The sequence below is a fragment of the Micromonospora sp. NPDC003816 genome, from assembly GCF_042874705.1.
GTDB lineage: Bacteria > Actinomycetota > Actinomycetes > Mycobacteriales > Micromonosporaceae > Micromonospora.
Genome location: NZ_JBIANP010000015.1, coordinates 1 through 19,018, shown reverse-complemented (window position 1 = coordinate 19,018; position 19,018 = coordinate 1). Strand labels below are relative to the sequence as shown.

The following is a 19,018-nucleotide window of genomic DNA, read 5'->3' as shown; positions in this document are numbered from 1 at the left end:
GAACTGGGCCGTCGGTGGCCGGCTAGGAGTTCGCCAGGAGCGCCCGGACGTCCTCGTCGGACATCGACTCGACGCTCTCCAGCGCCTCGGCGAGGAGGTCGTCCTGTTCGCCGAGCGCCTCGTTGATGGCCTTGGCCAGGTCCTCGACGTACGGCGCTTCGAGGATCCGGCGCAGTTCCAGGTCCACCCCGAACGTGGTGCGGATGCGGAACGCCACCTGCACGGCCTGGAGCGAGTGCCCGCCGAGGGCGAAGAAGTTGTCGCCGATGCCGACCCGCTCGACGCCGAGGATGTCGGCCCAGACGGCGGCGACCTCCCGTTCCAGGGCGTCGCGCGGGGCCACGTGCGCACCTGCGGCCTCCGGCCGCTCGGGGTCGGGCTCCGGCAGCACCGCCCGGTCGATCTTCCCGTTCGGGGTGAGCGGCAGCGTGCCCATCACCACGAACGCGGACGGCACCTCGTACTCCGGCAGGCGCTCGGCCATGAACGCGCGCAGCCCGGCCACGTCCACGGACGTGCCGGCCGCCGGCTCGACGTAGCCGACCAGGCGCACCGGGCCGGTGCCGGACCGCAGCGCCAGCACCACCCCGGAGGCCACCGTCGGGTGCGCCACCAGCACCGCCTCGACCTCACCCAGCTCGACCCGGAAACCCCGGACCTTGACCTGGTGGTCGGCGCGGCCGACGAACTCCAACGTCCCGTCGGCACGCCAGGAGACCACGTCCCCGGTCCGGTAGAGCCGGGCACCGGGCACACCGGAGAAGGCGTCCGGCACGAACCGGTCGGCGGTCAGCCCCGGCCGGTTCCAGTAGCACCAGGCGACACCGGGGCCGCCCAGCCACAGCTCGCCGGGAACCCCCACGCCGACCGGACGGCCCCACTCGTCCACCACGTACGTGGTGGTGTTGGTGATCGCCGCACCGATCGCGCCGGAGCTGGCCGGGACCTCGGGCAGCGGGTTGCAGGTCGAGATGCTGGTGACCTCGGTCGGGCCGTAGATGTTGTTCATCCGGGCACCGCCCGCCCGCACCGCGGCGTCGATCGCGCCGAGGTTGATCCGCTCACCGCCGATGTAGACCTGCTGGAGCGTGGTGAAGGCGTCCGGGATCTCGTTGACCGTGGAGTTGAACAACGCGGTGACGATCGCGACGGCGCTGACGTTCTCCCGGCGCAGCAGTTCGACGAAGCGCGGCGGCGAGAGCGCCACGTCGGTGGGGACCACCACCACCCGGCCGCCGTTGAGCAGCGGCCCCCAGACCTCGAACAGCAGCGGGTCGAAGGAGGCGTTGGAGACCTGGCCGACGGCACGCAGTTCCTCGGGCCGGATCAGGTCGGTGTCGCGGACCAGGCGGACGATGCCACGGTGCGGCACGACCGCGCCCTTGGGCCGACCGGTGGAGCCGGAGGTGTAGATCAGAGACGCGGCGTCCTCGGTGACGGTGCCGGCCCCGGTCGGCGTACCCCGGCCGTCGGGCAGCGGCGGCACGTCGGTGATGTCGACGGTCTCGCGGCCGGTCAGCGGGAGCTGGTCGAGCAGGTCCCGGTGCCCCACCACCACCCGCACGTCGGTGTCGGTCAGCATGAACTCCAACCGCTGCGCCGGGTAGTCCGGGTCCAGCGGCACGTACGCGCCACCGGCCCGCAGCACGCCGAGCATCCCCACCACGAGGTCGGCGGAGCGCCGGCAGCACAGGCCGACCAACGAACCCCGGCCCACGCCGGACTCCGTCAAGCGCGCCGCCAGCGCGTCCGCGCGGGCCAGCAGCGACGCGTACGACACCGACACCTCGCCGTCGACCACCGCGACCGCATCCGGCGTCGCCTGCGCCCAGCCGGCCACCAGCGCGTCCACGGTCAGCTCCGGGGACTGCTCCCGCCCGGTCCGGTTCCACCCGTCGACCTGGGCACGTTCGGCGGGCGAGGTGAGGTCCACCTCGACCAACGAGCGGTCCGGGTCGGCCACGATGGAGCGCAGCGCGGCCAGGTAGTAGCCGCGTACGCGCCGGATCTGCTCCGGCGAGAACTCGGTGGTGTGGTAGTCGAGCCCCATCAGCAGCCCGCTGGCGCCCGGGTCGCGCAGGAAGCCGCAGACGAACGGGTAGTTGGTCGGCTCGACCCGCATGGTGGTGAAGGAGTTGATCTTCGGATCGACGATCCGGACGTCCCGGTCGGCCAGGCCCCGCATGACGTGGAAGTGGTTGTAGACGAAGTGCGACTCGTAGAGCGACTCCCCGCCGGCCAGGCGCTGGATCTCCGCCATCGGGAAGCGGCGGTGCGGCAGCAGCTCGTTCTCCTCGTCGAGCATCGCCCGGATCAGGTCCGCCCAGGTGCCACCGGCCACGGTCGCGGTAACCGGCAACGAGTTGAGGAACAGGCCCCGCGACTCGGTGCCGTCGAGCACCTCCAGGCGGCCGTTGAAGGCCATCCCGGTGGACACCTCCCGGCTGCCGGTCAGGTGGGCCAGCACCCGCATGTGCGCGGCGAGCAGCACGCTCTTCAGCGGTACGCCGACACCGGCGGCCACCCGCTCCAACCCGGCACAGAGGTCGTCCGGGATCTTCGTCTCCAGCCAGCGGTAGAAGTCGGAGTGTCCCGGCGGCAGTTCCCACTCCAGCAGCGGCTGCTCGTCCACGGCGGGCTCCGGCTCCGGCAGCGGCTCCACCTCGGCGCCCTGCGGCCAGCGCGGCAGCCGGAGGCGGTTGGCCTGCCGGACCCGCGCCGACCAGAACTCCCGCTCCTCCGTCGAGGCGAGCGCCTCCCGCTCGGCCTCGACGAACTCGCGGTAGGTCGAGGCGGGCTTCGGATCGGCGCTGCTCGACGGGTCGCGCATCAGTTCCATGTAGCGCTGGAGGATCTCGGTGATCGAGGAGTGCAGGCTCCAGCCGTCGAGGATGGCGTGGTGCTCGACCAGGGTCCACTCGAAGGACTCCGCGCTGCGCCAGTGGAAGACGAAGCGCCACAGCGGCGGCCGGGCCAGGTCGAACGGGACCTCGCGCAGCCCCTCGATCACCTCGACGATGCGGCGGTCCTGCTCCTGCTCGTCCAGCTCGCGGACGTCGTACACCTCGATCGGCAGGTCCGCCTCGCGGTGCACCACCTGGAGCATCTCGCTGTACTCGCTGAGGTGGAACGAGGTCCGCAGGATGTCGTGCCGGTCGACGATCTGCCCGATGGCCCGCCGGATCAACGCCTCGTCGAACGGCGCGCGGACGTGGAAGCTGTCGACGTTCTGGTACAGCCGACGTCCCTCGTCGGCCTCCATGTGGAAGATCATCCCGGCCTGGAGCACCGCCATCGGGTACGCGTCCACCGCGTCCTCGGGCAGCCGCTCCCGGTCCGCCTCGGAGATCAGCGCGAAGGGCCGCCGCTCGGCGGCGGGCGCCTGCGCGGTGGTGACCTCACCGGCCAGCGCGGCGATGGTGGTGCGCTGGAACAGTTGCTGCAACGAGAAGTCGAGCCCCTTGGCGCGGGCCAGGCCGATCACCTGGACGCTGCGGATCGAGTCGCCGCCGAGGTGGAAGAAGTTGTCCTCGACGCTGACCTGGTCGAGTTCCAGCACGGTCGCCCAGATCTCGGCGAGAGCCTGCTCGGTCTCGTTGCGGGGCGCCACGTACGCCCGGGCCAGCGCCGGGCGGTCGACGCCGGGCTCCGGCAGCCGTCGCCGGTCGATCTTGCCGTTGGCGGTCAGCGGGAAGGCGTCGAGCACCGTCACCACCGACGGGATCATGTGGCTGGGCAGCGTCGGTTCGAGGAACTCGTGCACCTCGGGAACGGTCAGGTCCCCGTCGGCGACCAGGTAGGCGACGAGCCGACGTTCGGTGCCCGCCTCGCCGTGCGCGATCACCAGGCAGGCGCTCACCGCGGGGTGGGCCAGCAGCGCGGCCTCGACCTCGGCCGGTTCGATCCGGAAGCCCCGGATCTTGACCTGGTGGTCGAGGCGGCCCAGGTACTCCAGCGTGCCGTCGGGACGCCAGGTCGCCAGGTCGCCGCTGCGGTAGCGCCGTCCGCCCGGGACCACCGGGTCGGCGACGAAACGCTGCGCGGTCAGCTCCGGCCGACGCCAGTAGCCGTGCGCCACGCCGTCACCGCCGACATAGAGCTCACCGGGTACGCCGATCGGGGCGGGACGGCCGTACTCGTCCAGCACGTGCAGGCTCAGGTCGGCCACCTGCCGCCCGATCGGGCTGTGCCGCTCGGCCAGCAGATCGGCGGTGAGCAGGCAGTACGTGGTGTGCACCGTGGTCTCGGTGATGCCGTACATGTTGACCATCTCGGGGCTGGTCTCCGGGTGCCGGGTCCACCAGCGACGCACCGCGTCGGGGTCCAGCGCCTCGCCCGCGAAGATGACCACCCGGACGGCCAGGTCCGCCCGACGCCGCTCGTCGACGGCCTCGAACTGCCGGAACGCCCCCGGCGTCTGGCTGAGCACGGTGACTCCGGCGCGCTCCACCAACTCGTAGAACGCCTCCGGGTCGCGGCTCTCCCAGTAGCGCACCACCGCCAGCGTCGCGCCGTGGGTCAGCGCCCCCCACGCCTCGAAGACGGACACGTCGAACGAGGCGGAGTGGAAGAGACTGAACACGTCCTGCGGGCCGAAGTGGAACTGCTCCTCGGTGGCCGCGAACAGCCGCAGCACGTTGCGGTGCGAGACCATGACCGCCTTCGGCAGCCCGGTCGATCCGGAGGTGTAGATGAGGTACGCGGGGTCGTCGACCGCCGGTGGGACGAGGTCCGGGGCGTCGGCGGTGTCGACGCGTACCGCCTGCTCGATCGCCACGGTGCGGACGTCCTCGGGCAGCGTCAGGTCGGCCGGGATCGCGTCGCTCTGGGCCACCACGACCCGCAGGCCGCTGTCGCGCACGATGAAGTCGAGCCGGTCGGCCGGGTAGTTGGGGTCCAGCGGCACGTAGGCCGCCCCCGCCCGCAGCGCACCGAGCATCCCGACGACCAGGTCGGTCGAGCGGCGGCAGCACACCCCCACCATGTCGCCCCGACCGACACCGGCCCGGCGCAGGGTGGCGGCCACCGCGTCGGCGGCGGCCAGCAGGTCCGCGTACGTGGTGCGGGTCTCGCCGTCGAGCACCGCGACGTGGTCGGGGCGCTGCTGCGCGTGCCGGGCGACCAGGTCGCCGATGGGCGCGTCGACGGGGAAGGTCCGGGTGATGCCCGACCAGCCCTCGATCGTGTCGCGCTCCTGCTCCGGCAGGCCGCAGACCTCGGCGACGGACCGGTCCGCGTCGGCGACCAACCGCTGCACCAGCGTGAACCACTGCGCGGCGAAGCGGTCCATGGTGGAGGCGTCGAAGAGGTCGGTGGCGTACTCCAGCTCCACCCGCATGCCGTCGGCGCCGGTGTCGTAGACCAGCAGGGTGACGTCGAACTTGGCGGTGCCGGTGTCGATGCCGACCGGGGCGGCGTTCACGCCGTCGCCGAGCCGCCATCCGGTGGGGTCCTGGCGTTGCAGCACGAACTGCACCTGCACCAGCGGCGACCAGGCCAGCTCCCGTTCCGGCGCGAGCGCCTCCACCAGGGCCGCGAACGGCACGTCCTGGTGGTCCTGGGCGTCGGCCGAGGCGGCCCGGACCCGACCGACCAGGTCGGCGAAGGTCGGTGCGCCGGAGGTGTCCACCCGCAACGCGAGGGTGTTGACGAAGAACCCGACCAGGTCGTCCACCTCCGGCACCGGCCGACCGGCGACCGGCGTGGCCACCACCACGTCGGTGCGGCGCGACCAGCGCCCGAGCAGCAGGGCGAAGCTGGCCAAGAGGACGTCGAAGACGGTGCTGGAGCGCTGCCGGGCCAGTGCCCGGACGGCGTCGGCCACGTCGGGCGCCAGCTCGGCGTGCCGGGTGTGCCCGGCGTAGCTCTGCACCGGGCGGCGGACCCGGTCGGCGGGCAGTTCCAGCACCGGCGGCAGGCCGTCGAGCTGCTGCCGCCACCACTCGACGCCGTCGGACAGGCGGTCACCGGTGAGCTGGTCCCGCTGCCAGGCGGCGAAGTCGCCGTAGCCGAGGGACCGGTCCCGGGCCGGCGGGCGGGTGCCGGCGACCAGCGCCCGGTACGCCTCGGCGAGTTCACCGAGCAGGATCTCCAGCGACTGCCCGTCGCACGCGACGTGGTGGATCGACAGCCAGAGCAGCCACCCGTCGTCGGCGTGCCGGATCAGCCCGGCGCGCAGCAGCGGTGCCCGCGACAGGTCGAAGGGTTCGGCGACGGCGGCACGCGCCGCGTCCCGCGCCGCCGCCTCGGCTCCCGTCCCGGCGGCGCGCAGGTCGTCGACGCGCCACGACACCGGCGTACCCGCCTCGGCCCGGAGCAGCCGGGGCCGCCCCTGCTCGGTGTCGATGGCGGTCCGCAGCGACTCGTGCCGGTCGACCAGGAGCTGCACCGCGGCGCCCAGCGCGTCGGGGTCCACCGCGCCGGTCAGCGCGAAGGCGACCGGCACATTGTAGAGCGGCAGTCCCGGCCGCCACCGGTCGAGGAACCAGAGGCGTTCCTGGCCCGGCGACAGCACCGTCGGCGCACCGATCGCGGCGATGACCGGACGGGCGGCGGTGTCGGTGATCCCCGCCTGCGCGAGCAGGTGGTCGATGAGGTCGTCCTCGGTCGGCCCCAGCGACCCGGCGGAATCAGTGGTCGTCACCAGTGTTCTCCTTCGTTGCGGACGCGGTGCCGAGTCGTGCGGCGCGTTCGGTGGGGCTGAGTCGGCGGACCTGCATGACGACGGCGGCGATCCGGTCGAGCCGGCCGGCGTCGGGTCCCTCGGCGCGCAGGCGTCGGGCCAGGTCGGCGACGGTGGGTTGTTCGACGAGGTGGCGCACGGAGACCGGGGTACGCAGCGTGCGTTCCAGTCGGCCACAGACCTGCACCGCGTGCAGGGAGTGCCCGCCGAGGCCGAAGAAGTTGTCGTCGAGACCGATCCCTGCGACGTCGAGCACCTCGCCCCAGACCTCGGCGATGATCTGTTCGAGCGGGTCGGCCGGCGCCCGGAAGGCGGCCTGGTCGGCCCGCTGGTCGGTGTCCGGGTCGGGCAGCGCCGCCCGGTCGATCTTGCCGTTCGGCGTCAGCGGGAGCGTGTCCATCACCACGAACGCCGTCGGCACCGCGTGCTCCGGCAGCCGTTCGGCCAGGAACTCCCGCAGCTCCGCCACGCTGACCGGGGCACCCGCCACCGGCTCCACGTAGCCGACCAGGCGTACCGGCGCGCCCTCCGACCGCGCCGCGACCACCACCGCCGACGCCACCGCCGGATACCCCAGCAGCGCCGACTCGACCTCGCCCAGCTCGACCCGGAAACCCCGGACCTTCACCTGGTGGTCGGCGCGGCCGACGAACTCCAGCGACCCGTCCGGCCGGCGGAACACCACGTCCCCGGTCCGGTACAGCCGGGCACCCGGCACGCCGGAGAAGCCGTCCGGTACGAACCGGTCGGCGGTCAGCCCCGGCCGGTCCCAGTACCCCCAGGCCACTCCCGGGCCGCCCAGCCACAGTTCGCCGGGGATGCCGACGCCGGCCAGGCGACCCGCGTCGTCCACCACGTACGCCCAGGTGTTCGCGATCGCCGTACCGATGGCTCCGGTGCTGGTGGGTCGCGCCGTCAGGCGGGTGTAGGTGGCGAAGGTGGTCACCTCGGTCGGGCCGTAGATGTTGTGCAGCCGCGCCGGACCCTGTCCGCCCTCGACGACCCGGCCCACCGTCCCCGGGTCGAGGCTCTCGCCGCCGAAGTAGAGCTGGTCCACCCCGGCGAAGGCGTCGGGCACCGTGTTGACGGTGGCGTTGAACAACGCGGTGGTGATGAAGACCGTGGTCACCGCCCGGGTACGCAGCAGGGCGGCGAGGCCCGGCGGGGAGAGCACCGTCTCGGTGGGCACGATCACCACCTGCCCGCCGTTGGCGAGCGCACCCCACACCTCGAAGGTGATGGCGTCGAAACTGGCGTTGGCGAGCTGGGCGAGGACCGTCCGTGGGGTCAGCTCGACGTAGTCGGCTCCACCCACCAGGCGGGTGATGCCGCGATGCGGCACCACCACGCCCTTCGGGTCGCCGGTCGAGCCGGAGGTGTAGATGACGTAGGCGGCGTCGTCCCCGCCGCACGCCGACCGGTCCGGGGCGGCACCGGTCGGGGTCACCGCACCGGTCGCCTCGGGCAGGGTGACGGCGTGCCGGTCGCCGAGCGGGAGCTGGTCGAGCAGATCCCGATGCCCGACCACCACCCGCGCGGCCGTGTCGGCCAGCATGAAAGCCAACCGCTGCGGCGGATGGTCCGGGTCCAACGGCACGTACGCGCCACCGGCCCGCAACACCCCCAACATCCCCACCACGAGATCGGCCGACCGCCGACAACAGAGACCCACCAGGGAACTCCGACCCACCCCCAGTCCGGTCAACCGCGCCGCCACCGCGTCGGCCCGGGCCACCAGCGACCCGTACGACAGCGACATCTCGCCGTCCACCACCGCCACCGCGTCCGGTGACGTCCGGGCCCACCCGGCCACCAGCGCGTCCACGGTCGACCCGGCGGGGTAGTCGCGGGGCTGCCCGGCCCAGTCCAGGAGCCGCCGCTCCTCCTCGGTGGGCAGCGCGGACACCGACGTGACCGGGGCGTCGACGTCGGCGAGCAGCCGCTCCAGCAGCACCGTCCACTGGGTGGCGAAACGGTCGGCGGTCGACTCGTCGAAGAGGTCGGTCGCGTACTCGACCTCGACGCCGAGGTCCGGGCCACCGGTGTCGACCACCGCCAGGGTGAGGTCGAACTTCGCGGTGCCGGTGTCCACCGAGTCCAGCTCGGCGACCAGCCCGTCGGACTCCCAGCGGCCCCGGGCGTGCTGGTTCATTCCGAAGGCCACCTGTGCGAGCGGGGCCCGGCTCTGGTCACGGTCCGGGTCGAGCGCGTCCACCAGCGACGCGAACGGGATCTGCTGGTGGGCCTGGGCGGCGGCCGAGACGGCGCGTACCCGCTCGACCAGTTCCACGAAGGTGGGCGTGCCACCCAGGTCGGCCCGGAGCACGACGGTGTTGACGAAGAACCCGACCAGGTCGTCGAGTTCGGGCAGCGGACGCCCGGCGGCCGGGGTCGCCACCACCACGTCGGTCCGGCCCGACCAGCGGCCGACCAGCAGCAGGTACGCGGTCATCAGCAGGTCGAAGACGGTGACCGAGTGGGTCCTCGCGGCGGCCCGCAGCGCCGACACCGTCGAGGGGTGCAGGCGATGCCGCAGAGTCGCACCGGCGTGACTCGCGACCGGCGGGCGACGGCGGTCGGCGGGCAGTTCCAGCAGGCGCGGTGCCCCGGCCAGCCGCTGCCGCCACCAGGCGACCTCGTCGGCGATCACCTGCGGGGTGAGGACCTCGCGCTGCCAGGCGGCGAAGTCGGCGTACGTCGGCGCGAGCAAGGAGGGGTCCCCTGTACGACACGAGGCGTTAGCAGGGGGCCCTTCCTTACCCGAGGGCCGGCCGGTGAGGATCTCGGCGAGCAGGATGTCCAGCGACCAGCCGTCGCAGGCGGCGTGGTGGACGGAGAGCCAGAGCAGCCACTCGTCGTCGGCGACCCGGACCACTCCGCCCCGCAGCAGCGGTGCCTGTGACAGGTCGAAGGGGCGGGCGACACCGGCGGCGGCCAGTCGTCGCCCCTCCCGCTCACCTCCGGCGCGGGCGTCCGACACGGTCCAGTCGATCTCCGTACGGTCGGCGGTGCGGGCGACCGGACGACCGTCGACGGTCACCAGCGCCGTCCGGAGCGCCGGATGGGCGGCCACCACCGCCCGGACGGCGTCGTGGAGCCGTCCGGGGTCGACCGTGCCGGTCAGCCGCACCAGCACCGGGACGTTGTAGAGGGCCGAGCCGTCCCGCAGCCGGTCCAGATACCACAACCGTTCCTGCCCGAACGACACCACCGGCTCGCCGCCGTGCGCGGTGAGGGCGGGCAGCGCGGGCGCCGGCTCACCGGCGTCGACCAGCGCGGCGAAGTCGGTGAGGACCGGATGGGCGAAGAGCTGGTCCACGGTGAGGGCCACCCCGCGCTCGGCCGCCGTCCGGGCGACGACCTTGGCGGCCAGCAGGGAGTGCCCGCCGAGGGCGAAGAAGTTGTCGTCGGCGCCGACCCGGTCCAGGTGCAGGACGTCGGCCCAGACGGCGGCGAGCAGTCGCTCGGTCGGGGTGGCGGGCTCGATCGGCTCACCGGCGGGCAGGCTCTCCACGGCCGCCGCCACGGCGTCCGCCGCACCCGCGCCCGGCAGCCGTCCGGTGCCGGCCACCAGGCCGTTCAGGATCCCGTCGAGGCGGTCCAGGTGGGCGGCGACGCTCACCGGGCCGTACCGGTCCTCGTCGTGGTCGCAGCGCACCACCAGCCCGCCGTCGCGGGCGGTGACCTCCAGGACGGCGTCGCACCAGACGATCTCGTGTTCGAGGGCGGCCACGTCACCGGGGTCGAGTCCGCCGCCGAGCGCGCCGAGCGGGACCACGGCGATCCGTACCTCGCCGTCGCCCGCCGGACGCGCCGCCGGCAGCGCCGTGGCGGCGCGCTCGGCCAGCCGCCGCAGCGGCAGCTCCGGTTCGACCGCGCAGTGCACCGCGCGCAGGGAGACGCCGTCGGTGGCGTCGGCGACGATCACGCCGACCACCGCCGTCGTCGCGGCCGTCCGGCCCCGGTCGCCGGCCACCAGGGCCTGCGTCGCGGCGGTCAGCACCGCCGCCGTCGTGGTGCCGAGGTCGTCGGCGAGGGCGGTCAGGTCCGCCTCGCCGACGGCGAGCGCCCGGGTGACCTCACCACGACGGAACGACAGGCCGGGCATCACCTCGTCGTCGGCGGCCAGCGTCGCGGCCACCAGCGGGTCCCGGCTGACCTCGACGGTCATGGCCGGTCCCCGCCGGCATCCGGCGGCGTGACCGTGTACGCCCCGATGACCAGGCGGGACAGGCCGCCGCGCAGCAGCGTGTCGACGGCGATCTCCGGGGTCCGCACGATGGGCTGTCCGCGCAGGTTGAAGGAGGTGTTCAGCAGGACCGGGATGCCGGTGCGGTCGGCGAACGCCGTGAGCAGCTCCCAGAGCAGCGGGTTGCCCTCGCGGGTGACGACCTGCACCCGGGCGGTGCCGTCGAAGTGGGTGACCGCGCCCAGCGAGTCCCGGTGTTCCGACCTGGTGCGGGTGGTGAACAGCATGTGCCGGAAGCGCTCCTCGTCCCCCGGCTCGATCTCGAAGTACGTGGACGCCGCCTCTTCGGTGACCACCGGCGCGAACGGACGGAAGTCCTCCCGGCGCTTGATCAACGCGTTGATGTGGTCGCGCATCCGCGCCTCGCGGGGATCGGCGAGGATGCTGCGGTTGCCCAGCGCCCGGGGGCCGAACTCCATCCCGCCCTGGAACCACGAGACGACCTCGCCGGCCTCCAGCGCCTCGGCGGTCTCGGCGAGCAGCCGCGCCCGCTCCGGTACGTGCCGCACCACCACATCGGTCCGGCTCCCGACGGCCGCGCCGATCTCCTCGTCGGTGTAGGAGGTGCCCCAGTACGGCATGGACATCGCCGGGATCCGCGTCGACGGCTCCTGCTGGGCCTGCACGTAGAGGGCCGCGCCGACAGCCGAGCCGTCGTCGCCCGCGCCCGGCGGGATGAAGATGCGCTCGAAGAGTCGGCTGCGGGCGATCACCCCGTTGGCGGAGCAGTTCAGGGCGACACCACCGGCGTAGCACAGGTCCCGCAGCCCGGTCTCGCGCCGGAAGTGCCGCAGCACGTGCACCAGGCAGAGTTCCACCACCGCCTGGAGGGCGGCGGCGACGTCCCGGTGCCGCTGCTCGATCGGCGTACCCGGCTGGCGGGGCGGGCCGAAGCGCTCGGCGAGCAGGGCCAGCACGCCCCGGTGCGTCTCCCGCTCCCGCAGGTTCCGGTCGGCGGCGAGCGCGGACACCGTGAACGTGCCGCCGTCGAGCAGCTTGACCAGCTTCGACATCTCGGCGTAGTGGACCCGCCGGTCCCCGAAGGCGGCCAGGCCCATCACCTTGTACTCGTCCATCATCATGTCGAAGCCGAGGTACATGGTGAAGACGCCGTAGAGCGTGCCGATCGAGTGCAGCGCGGGAATGCGGTGCAGGACCTCCAGCTTGCCGCCGGTGCCGGCCGCCACGGTCAGGCTCTCCGTCTCCCCCATCCCGTCCGCGACCAGGACCAGCGCCTCGTCGTACCCGCTGGGGTAGTAGGCGCTCGCGGCGTGGGCGAGGTGGTGCGGGACCGGCACCAGCTTGGCGGCCCAGTCCACGCTCGGGAACTCCCGCCGCAGCCAGGTCAGCTGCACGTCGGGGTCGTAGACCTCGGCGTACCGGGCGGCCAGGTAGGGGTCGGACAGGTCCAGGTCGGCGGACCGGTGGGCGAAACCGTGCGCGACGACGTCGATCTCGTCGGGGGTGACGCCGGTACGCCGGAGCGCGTCGCGGATCGCGTGCGCCGGGAAGCTGCCGGTCGCCTTCTCGGCGGTGTACCGCTCCTCGGCCGCCGCGGCCCGCACCACACCGTCCACCACGAGTGCCGCCGCCGAGTCCAGGCCCTGCACCACCCGGTACTCGCGGGCACTGAGGTCCGGCAGCTCGCGGCGTTTGAAGTCGACGCTGTTGTGCAGCCCGCTGATGCCCAGAACCTTCATGATGGCGTCTCCTCGGAGCCGGCCCGACGGTGGATGTGTGCCGTCGCCGCCTCCCGCAACGCCCGCCGGTCGACCTTCTGGCTGGGCGTGAGGGGCAGCTCCGGTAGCGCGACGATCCGTTGCGGCAGCAACGCGGTGGGCAGCGACGCCGCCAGGTGCTCGCGGAGCGCCGTGTCGGTGACGGCCGGACCGTCCCCGCCGGTCCGCACGTACAGCACGAGCCGCTGGTCGTCCTCGGCCGCGGTGACGACCACCGCCGCCGCCTGGATCACCGCCGGATGGCGCTCGGCGTACGTCTCGATCTCTTCGAGCTCGATCCGGTGTCCCCGGATCTTGACCTGGTTGTCGGCGCGCCCGTGGTACGACAACGTGCCGTCCGGACGCCAGGCGCACAGGTCACCGGTGCGGTACTCGTCGTCCCGGAACACCACGGCGGTGCGCTCGGGGTCGCCGAGGTACCCGACGGCGAGCTGCGGACCGCCGACGTGCAGCTCACCGACCTGGCCCACCGGGACCGGCCGCCCGTCCCGGCCCCGGACGACGGCGACGGTGCCCGGCAGCGGTGCGCCGATCGGCACCGGGTCGGGCACCGGAGGGCCGAGCCGGTGGGCGGTGCACCAGATGGTGGCCTCGGTCGGGCCGTAGACGTTCCACACGGTGGCACCGGTGTCCACCAGGCGGGCCGCCAGGTCGGCGGTGACCGCCTCGCCGCCGCAGAGGAGTGTCCGCCCGGCCAGGTCGCCCGAGAGGTGCGGCAGGATCAGCCGCCAACCCGACGGCGTGGCCTGGATCAGGTCGGGCCGGGCGGCGGAGAGGTACCCGCCCAGTCGGGCCGGGTCCCGCCGCGTCGCGTCGTCGACCAGCAGCAGCCGGCCACCGGTCGCCAGCGGCAGGAAGAGTTCGAGCAGCGAGATGTCGAAGGTCAGCGCCGTCGTGCCGGCCACCGTCGGGGTGCCGGGGGCCAGCAGGTCGGCGAAGGTGACGACGCAGTGCGCCAGCGCCGCGTGCGACACCCCGACCACCTTGGGCCGACCGGTCGAGCCGGAGGTCGACATCGCGTACGCGAGGTCGTCGCCGGTCGGCGGGTCGCCGGCGGGAAGCGGGGCCGCAGCCGGGAGCGGGTCACCGGCCGGTGGCGCCACGACCCGACAGTCCGGGCGGGTCGTCTGCGGATCGGCCAGCACGGCGAACCGCGCGTCCGCGGTGTCGAGCAGGGTGTCCAGCCGAGCCTGCGGATGCTTCGGGTCGACCGGCAGGAACGCGGCCCTCAGCGACCAGACGGCCAGCAGGGTGACCACCAGCTCGGCCCGGCGGGGCAGCCCGACCGCGACCACGTCGCCGGGGGCCACGCCCGCCGTACGCAGGACGCCCGCGTACCGGTCGGCCGCCGCGACGAGGTCGGTGTAGGTGACGCTGCGGCCGGCGTCCTCGATCGCGATGGCCGTCGGGTGCGCGAGCGCCTGGGCGCGGACGAGGGCCGGCACGCTGTCGCCGGGGGCGCGGCCCGGACGGTGGGCGGCGGCGACGATCCGCAGGTCCTCCTCGCCGCAGAGGTCGATGGCCCCGACCGGTACGTCGTCCGCCGTGGCGAGGACCCGGTCGACGCGCCCGGCCAGCAGCGCCGCGTCGGCCGAGGGTGTGAGGTCCGCTCCGGTGACCAGGATGTGCGGCCCGTCGCCGTGGTCGACCCGGATCGCGGTGTCGCTGCCGATCTGCGCGATCTGCTTTTCGACGAGTGCTTCGAGGACGGACCGGCGGGCGCGCCACGGCGCCGACACGGTCACCGACCGCCCGGTCGCCGGGTCGGTCAGCTCACCGGTGACGGTCGGCGCGGCACCGGCGTGCGCGAGCACCAGCAGACTGGCCGCCACCGTCTCGACATTGACCGACGCATTCGCCCCAGCGGCGTTTCCCGAAGCCACCAGCGATCGCGTCATCGCGCACTCCCTAATACCGGCGGGGGCAGAGAAAAGCAATTCATCGCGCCGCCGTCCACCCCATTCGTGCTGGACGAGTGATCCTTGAATTACTGTCCGTGTCCGGCAATTGGATCAGGTCCCGCCGGGTTACGAGGCAGCACGCTAGGAGTGACCGGATCGGGGTGTCAACGGCCAGAGACCGGGGGAACCAATCGGACATGCCATGGAAGATTGGGTCAGATACCCCGAGGACCTCGTCATCTTAGGGCCGTTTTTGCCTAGTTCCGGAGCGCACCCGCCAACGAAGCAGCCGGCGGCACGCTGGCAGAACTGTGCCAAGTGGAAACGGATCCGCCCCTTCAGCAGGTCTTTTGTGTGACCCTTGGGGGGCAGCCTTTAGGCCGCACCCGCGTCGGCGCGCCCTTTATCAAGGAGAAGGACATGTCACGGATTCTTGCCACGCGACGGATGCGGCTTTTCGTATTGGCGGACACGGCGTCGAACCTCGGCGACTTCGCGCTGTTCCTCGCCATGACGATCTGGGTCAAGACGATAAGTGGCAGCACCTCGGCCGCCGCCCTGGTGATGTTCTCCTTCGCCGCCGGCAGCCTTCTGCTGCCCGCCGCCGGGCTGCTCTCCGACCGGGTACGCCGACGCCCCCTGCTCATCGGCGCGAACCTCGCCCTCGCCGCCGTCGTCCTGCTGCTGCTCCTGGTCGGCGGCGCCCACCATGTCTGGCTCGTCTACGTGGTGATGTTCACCTACGGCGCGCTGGGCAGCGTGACCGGTCCCGCCCAGCTCGCCCTGCTGCCCTCCCTCGTGTCGAAGGACCTGCTGGGCGACGCCAACGGACTCATCCAGTCGGTCCGTGGCCTGATCCGGGTCTTCGCACCGGTGGTCGGCGCGGGTCTGTTCGCCTGGTTCGGCCCGGAGGCGGTCATCCTCATCGACGCCGCACTGTTCGTCCTGGCCGCCGGAGCCCTGCTCGCGATCAAGGTGGACGAGGCGAAGCCGGTCCCGTCCGGCGAACCCTGGCGCACCGAGATCACCGCCGGTCTGCGCTTCATCGGCCGCACCGTGACGCTGCGCCAGCTCGTCGTCTCCTGTGGACTGGCCATGCTCGTGCTGGGCTTCTTCGAGGCGATCGGGCTGGCCGTGGTCACCGCCGGGCTGGACCGCGAGCCGACGTTCCTCGGCGTACTCGGCGCGGCGCAGGCGGTCGGGACCATCATCGGCGGGGTCTCGGCGGGTGCGGTCCTGCGCCGGACCAGTGAGAGCATGACCGTGATCATCGGCCTGGCGATGGTCGCCGTCTCCAGCATGCTGCTGATGATCCAGGTGACGCCGCTGGTGGTCGCCGCGATGGCCCTGCTCGGCCTCTGCATCCCGTGGCTCGTCGTCGGCGCCACCACCGCCCTGCAACGCCGTACGCCGGAGCACCTGCTCGGCCGCGCGTCGGCGGCCTTCGAGTTCGCGGTGACCGTGCCGCAGACCCTGTCGATCGCCGTCGGCGCGGCCCTCATCGCCCTGCTCGACTACCGGCTGCTGCTGGGCATCGTGGCCGCCGCCGTCACCGTCTCCGCCGTCTACCTGGTCACCCGGCCCGCGCAGCCCACCGATTCCGACGAGCAGCTCACCGACGCGCAGGCCGGCGACACGCAGCCCGACGGCGCGCAGCTCACCGACGTGCCGGCCGGCGACGTACTGGCCGCCGCCGCCAAGCCGGTCGTGACGCCGACCTCGGACCGCTAGGCACCGCCCGCCGCTCCCGCCCGGACCGCCTCCTCCCGGCGCCTGACAAACCGCCGTTCTCACCAGGAGACAGACGCCCATGTCTTCGCATCAGGTCCCGACACTCCTCCTCGCGCTGGCCCTGATCTCGCTGCTCGCCTTCGGGGCGGGCGCGGTGGCCCGGCGGTTGCGGCAACCTCCCGTGATCGGTGAGGTGCTGGTGGGCATCCTGCTCGGCCCGACGCTGTTCAACGGCCTCATCTCCGACACGCTCTTCCCGACCGACATCCGGCCGATCCTGACCGCCCTGGCCACGATCGGCGTCGTGCTGTTCATGTTCACCGTCGGGACGGAGCTGAACGCCGGCCTGCTGCGGGGACGACGGATGGTGGCCGGCACGGTCGCCGCCGGCTCCATCGCCGTGCCGTTCGGGCTCGGCGCGCTACTGGCCGTCTACCTGTTCCCCCGGCACCCCACCGACAGCAAGCTGGGCTTCGTGCTGTTCATGGGGGCGGCCATGTCGGTGACCGCGTTCCCGGTGCTGGCCCGCATCCTCATCGACCGGGGCCTGAGCCGCACCTGGCTGGGCAGCGTGGCGCTGGCCTGTGCCGCCATCGACGACGTGCTCGCCTGGACGCTGCTCGCCGTCGTGGTCGCGGTCGCCGGGGCCGGTGCCGGATCCGTCTGGGTGCTGCTCTTCGTGCCGTACGTGCTGGCCATGTTCCTGGTCGTCCGACCGCTGGTGGCCCGGCTGCTGGCCGAACGCACCGAGGGCGGTCCGCCCCGGCCGGCGGCGTTGGTGATCACATTGGTCGGGCTGCTGCTGTCGGCGGCGTTCACCGACTGGATCGGGCTGCACTTCATCTTCGGCGCCTTCCTGTTCGGCGTGGTGATGCCCCGCTCCGTCCTGCCCGAACAGGGCCTCACGGCTCTGGTCAGCGAGCGCATCACGCACCTGAACAGCATGTTGCTGCTGCCGATCTTCTTCGTGGTCGCCGGCCTGAAGGTCGACCTGTCCACCATGGACGTCGGCGACGCGATCGAGCTGGGGCTCATCCTGACGGTCGCGGTGGGCGGCAAGTTCGTCGGCGCCTTCGCCGCCGCACGCCTCAGCGGGGTGGCCCCGCGACCGGCGGGCGCACTCGCGGTCCTGATGAACACCCGTGGCCTGACCGAGCTGATCATCCTCGCCGTCGGTCTGGAGCTCGGCATGCTCGACGGCCAGCTCTACTCCTCGATGGTGGTGATGGCCCTGGTGACGACCGCGATGGCCGGGCCGCTGCTGCAACTGCTCTACCCGATGCCCAGCGGCCGGGACACCGCGCCGCCGCACGCGCCGGACCTGGAACCGGCGGGCACCCCGGCCCGGTAGCGCCCGATCTCGACGACACACCGTGTCGGCGCGTCGCCCGACACGCCGACACGGTGTGCGATCTGTCCGAAACCGAACGTAGCGGTGTCGACGGACAGACAGAGACGAGCCTGGATCATCCGGGCCGATATAGCTTCCCCATCGACAGCGTCACCGTTCGATGAGGAGGGCCCACGTGACCCGCACACCGCCCATCACCGCCCGACTGCGGATCATGCTCGCCGTCGGTCTGAGCGCCGTGCTGGCGTCGGCGGTCGCCGCCGCGCCGGCCACTGCGGCACCTACCACCACCGCCCGGTCCGGCGCGCACGCCGCCGTCGCGGACTCCGGGTCCGTACCCAGCTCCACCCTCTCCGCCAGCGTGCAGCGCGGCGTCGACGGCTCCCGGGGCGGCGGCGTCACCGGTGCCGCCGGCAGCGGCGCGGTCCAGCCCGGCGGGCTCCGGTTCGACGCCGGCGGCCAGGCACTGAAGGCGGGCGGCGCCTCGGCCGGCGTTTTCAGCGTGATCGGCACCGACAACCGGGTCCGCGTCGACCCGACCACGGTTTTCCCGTCCCGGGCCATCGTGCAGATCGTCCGGACCACCGGCGGCTCCACCTGGGGTTGCACCGGCTGGCTGTACGGGCCCAGCATAGTGGCCACCGCCGGGCACTGCGTCCACCCGGGTGGTGGTGCCAACGGCGGCGGCGGCAACGGCTTCTACCCGCGCGGCGACTTCCAGATCATCCCCGGCCGGAACGGGGCGTCGACGCCGTACGGCACCTGCGCCGCGACCCAACTGCTCTCGGTCACCGGCTGGACCCAGGACGGCAGCGAGACCAACGACTACGGCGCGATCCGGCTCAACTGCGCCGCCGGCAACACCACCGGCTGGTTCGGTTTCTGGTGGCAGAGCGCCACGTTGACCGGCACCGCCAGCACGGTCAGCGGCTACCCGTGCGACAAGACCTTCGGGCAGCAGTGGCGGCACGCCGGGCAGACCATCCAGGTCACCCACGACCGGCAGGTCTTCTACCAGAACGACACCTTCGGCTGCCAGAGCGGCAGCCCGGTCTACCAGACCCGCCCGGCCGGCAGCTCGTTCTGCGCCGGCGAGTGCGTGATGGCCATCCACGCGTACGGCGTGCACGGCTCCGCACCGCACTCGACCAACAACCACGGGACCCGGATCACCGAGTCCGTCGCCAACAACCTGGTCACCTGGCGAAACGGCTGACCGGAATCGGACGTGGGGGGGGGGGGGGCCCCCCCCCCCCCCCCCCCCCCCCCCCCCCCCCCCCCCCACCCACAAACCAAAAAGCAACCGACCGACAAACCACCCCCCCACACCCCAAAACCAACACAAAAACAAAAACCCGGCAAAAG

At 72.8% G+C, this 19,018-nt stretch carries 7 protein-coding genes; 3 read left to right on the top strand and 4 right to left on the bottom strand.

Features of this window, described 5'->3' with window-relative positions; genetic code table 11:
* Window positions 1-22 precede the first annotated feature (22 nt).
* From ACFYTT_RS28610 to ACFYTT_RS28595, 4 genes are read right to left on the bottom strand one after another with little or no spacing between them, the layout of a single operon-like run.
* The gene (locus ACFYTT_RS28610; protein WP_387263828.1) at window positions 23-6,643 is read right to left on the bottom strand and encodes an amino acid adenylation domain-containing protein; all 6,621 of its coding nucleotides are present in this window, start codon (window positions 6,641-6,643) and stop codon (window positions 23-25) included.
* A complete protein-coding gene (locus ACFYTT_RS28605) occupies window positions 6,630-10,853 on the bottom strand; it encodes an amino acid adenylation domain-containing protein (RefSeq protein ID WP_387263825.1) in 4,224 nt (1,407 codons plus the stop codon). The genes ACFYTT_RS28610 and ACFYTT_RS28605 overlap by 14 nt, the downstream gene beginning before the upstream one ends.
* Window positions 10,850-12,631, bottom strand: a complete 1,782-nt coding sequence (locus ACFYTT_RS28600; protein ID WP_176092782.1) for a carbamoyltransferase C-terminal domain-containing protein — start codon at window positions 12,629-12,631, stop codon at window positions 10,850-10,852. The genes ACFYTT_RS28605 and ACFYTT_RS28600 overlap by 4 nt, the downstream gene beginning before the upstream one ends.
* Window positions 12,628-14,502 carry an amino acid adenylation domain-containing protein gene (locus ACFYTT_RS28595; RefSeq protein WP_387263822.1) on the bottom strand — a complete coding sequence of 625 codons (1,875 nt, stop codon included), beginning with the start codon at window positions 14,500-14,502 and terminating at the stop codon, window positions 12,628-12,630. The genes ACFYTT_RS28600 and ACFYTT_RS28595 overlap by 4 nt, the downstream gene beginning before the upstream one ends.
* Window positions 14,503-14,991: 489 nt before the next feature.
* Here ACFYTT_RS28595 and ACFYTT_RS28590 point away from each other — a divergent pair, with 489 nt between their 5' ends.
* From ACFYTT_RS28590 to ACFYTT_RS28580, 3 genes are all read left to right on the top strand, one after another.
* Entirely contained in the window at window positions 14,992-16,302 is a 1,311-nt protein-coding gene (locus ACFYTT_RS28590; RefSeq protein WP_131056924.1) for an MFS transporter, read from the top strand.
* Window positions 16,303-16,381: 79 nt separating this feature from the next.
* A complete protein-coding gene (locus tag ACFYTT_RS28585; protein ID WP_387263819.1) occupies window positions 16,382-17,653 on the top strand; it encodes a cation:proton antiporter in 1,272 nt (423 codons plus the stop codon).
* Window positions 17,654-17,828: 175 nt separating this feature from the next.
* Window positions 17,829-18,869: a trypsin-like serine peptidase gene (locus tag ACFYTT_RS28580; RefSeq protein WP_387263816.1), complete on the top strand. Its 1,041-nt coding sequence runs from the start codon at window positions 17,829-17,831 to the stop codon at window positions 18,867-18,869.
* The last annotated feature ends 149 nt before the right edge of the window (window positions 18,870-19,018 follow it).

Excerpts from the sequence above, each read along its gene's own strand:
- ACFYTT_RS28585 (WP_387263819.1), top strand. The coding sequence starts at position 16,382 with ATGTCTTCGCATCAGGTCCCGACACTCCTCCTCGCGCTGGCCCTGATC.
- ACFYTT_RS28605 (WP_387263825.1), bottom strand. The coding sequence starts at position 10,853 with ATGACCGTCGAGGTCAGCCGGGACCCGCTGGTGGCCGCGACGCTGGCC.
- ACFYTT_RS28600 (WP_176092782.1), bottom strand. The coding sequence starts at position 12,631 with ATGAAGGTTCTGGGCATCAGCGGGCTGCACAACAGCGTCGACTTCAAA.
- ACFYTT_RS28590 (WP_131056924.1), top strand. The coding sequence starts at position 14,992 with ATGTCACGGATTCTTGCCACGCGACGGATGCGGCTTTTCGTATTGGCG.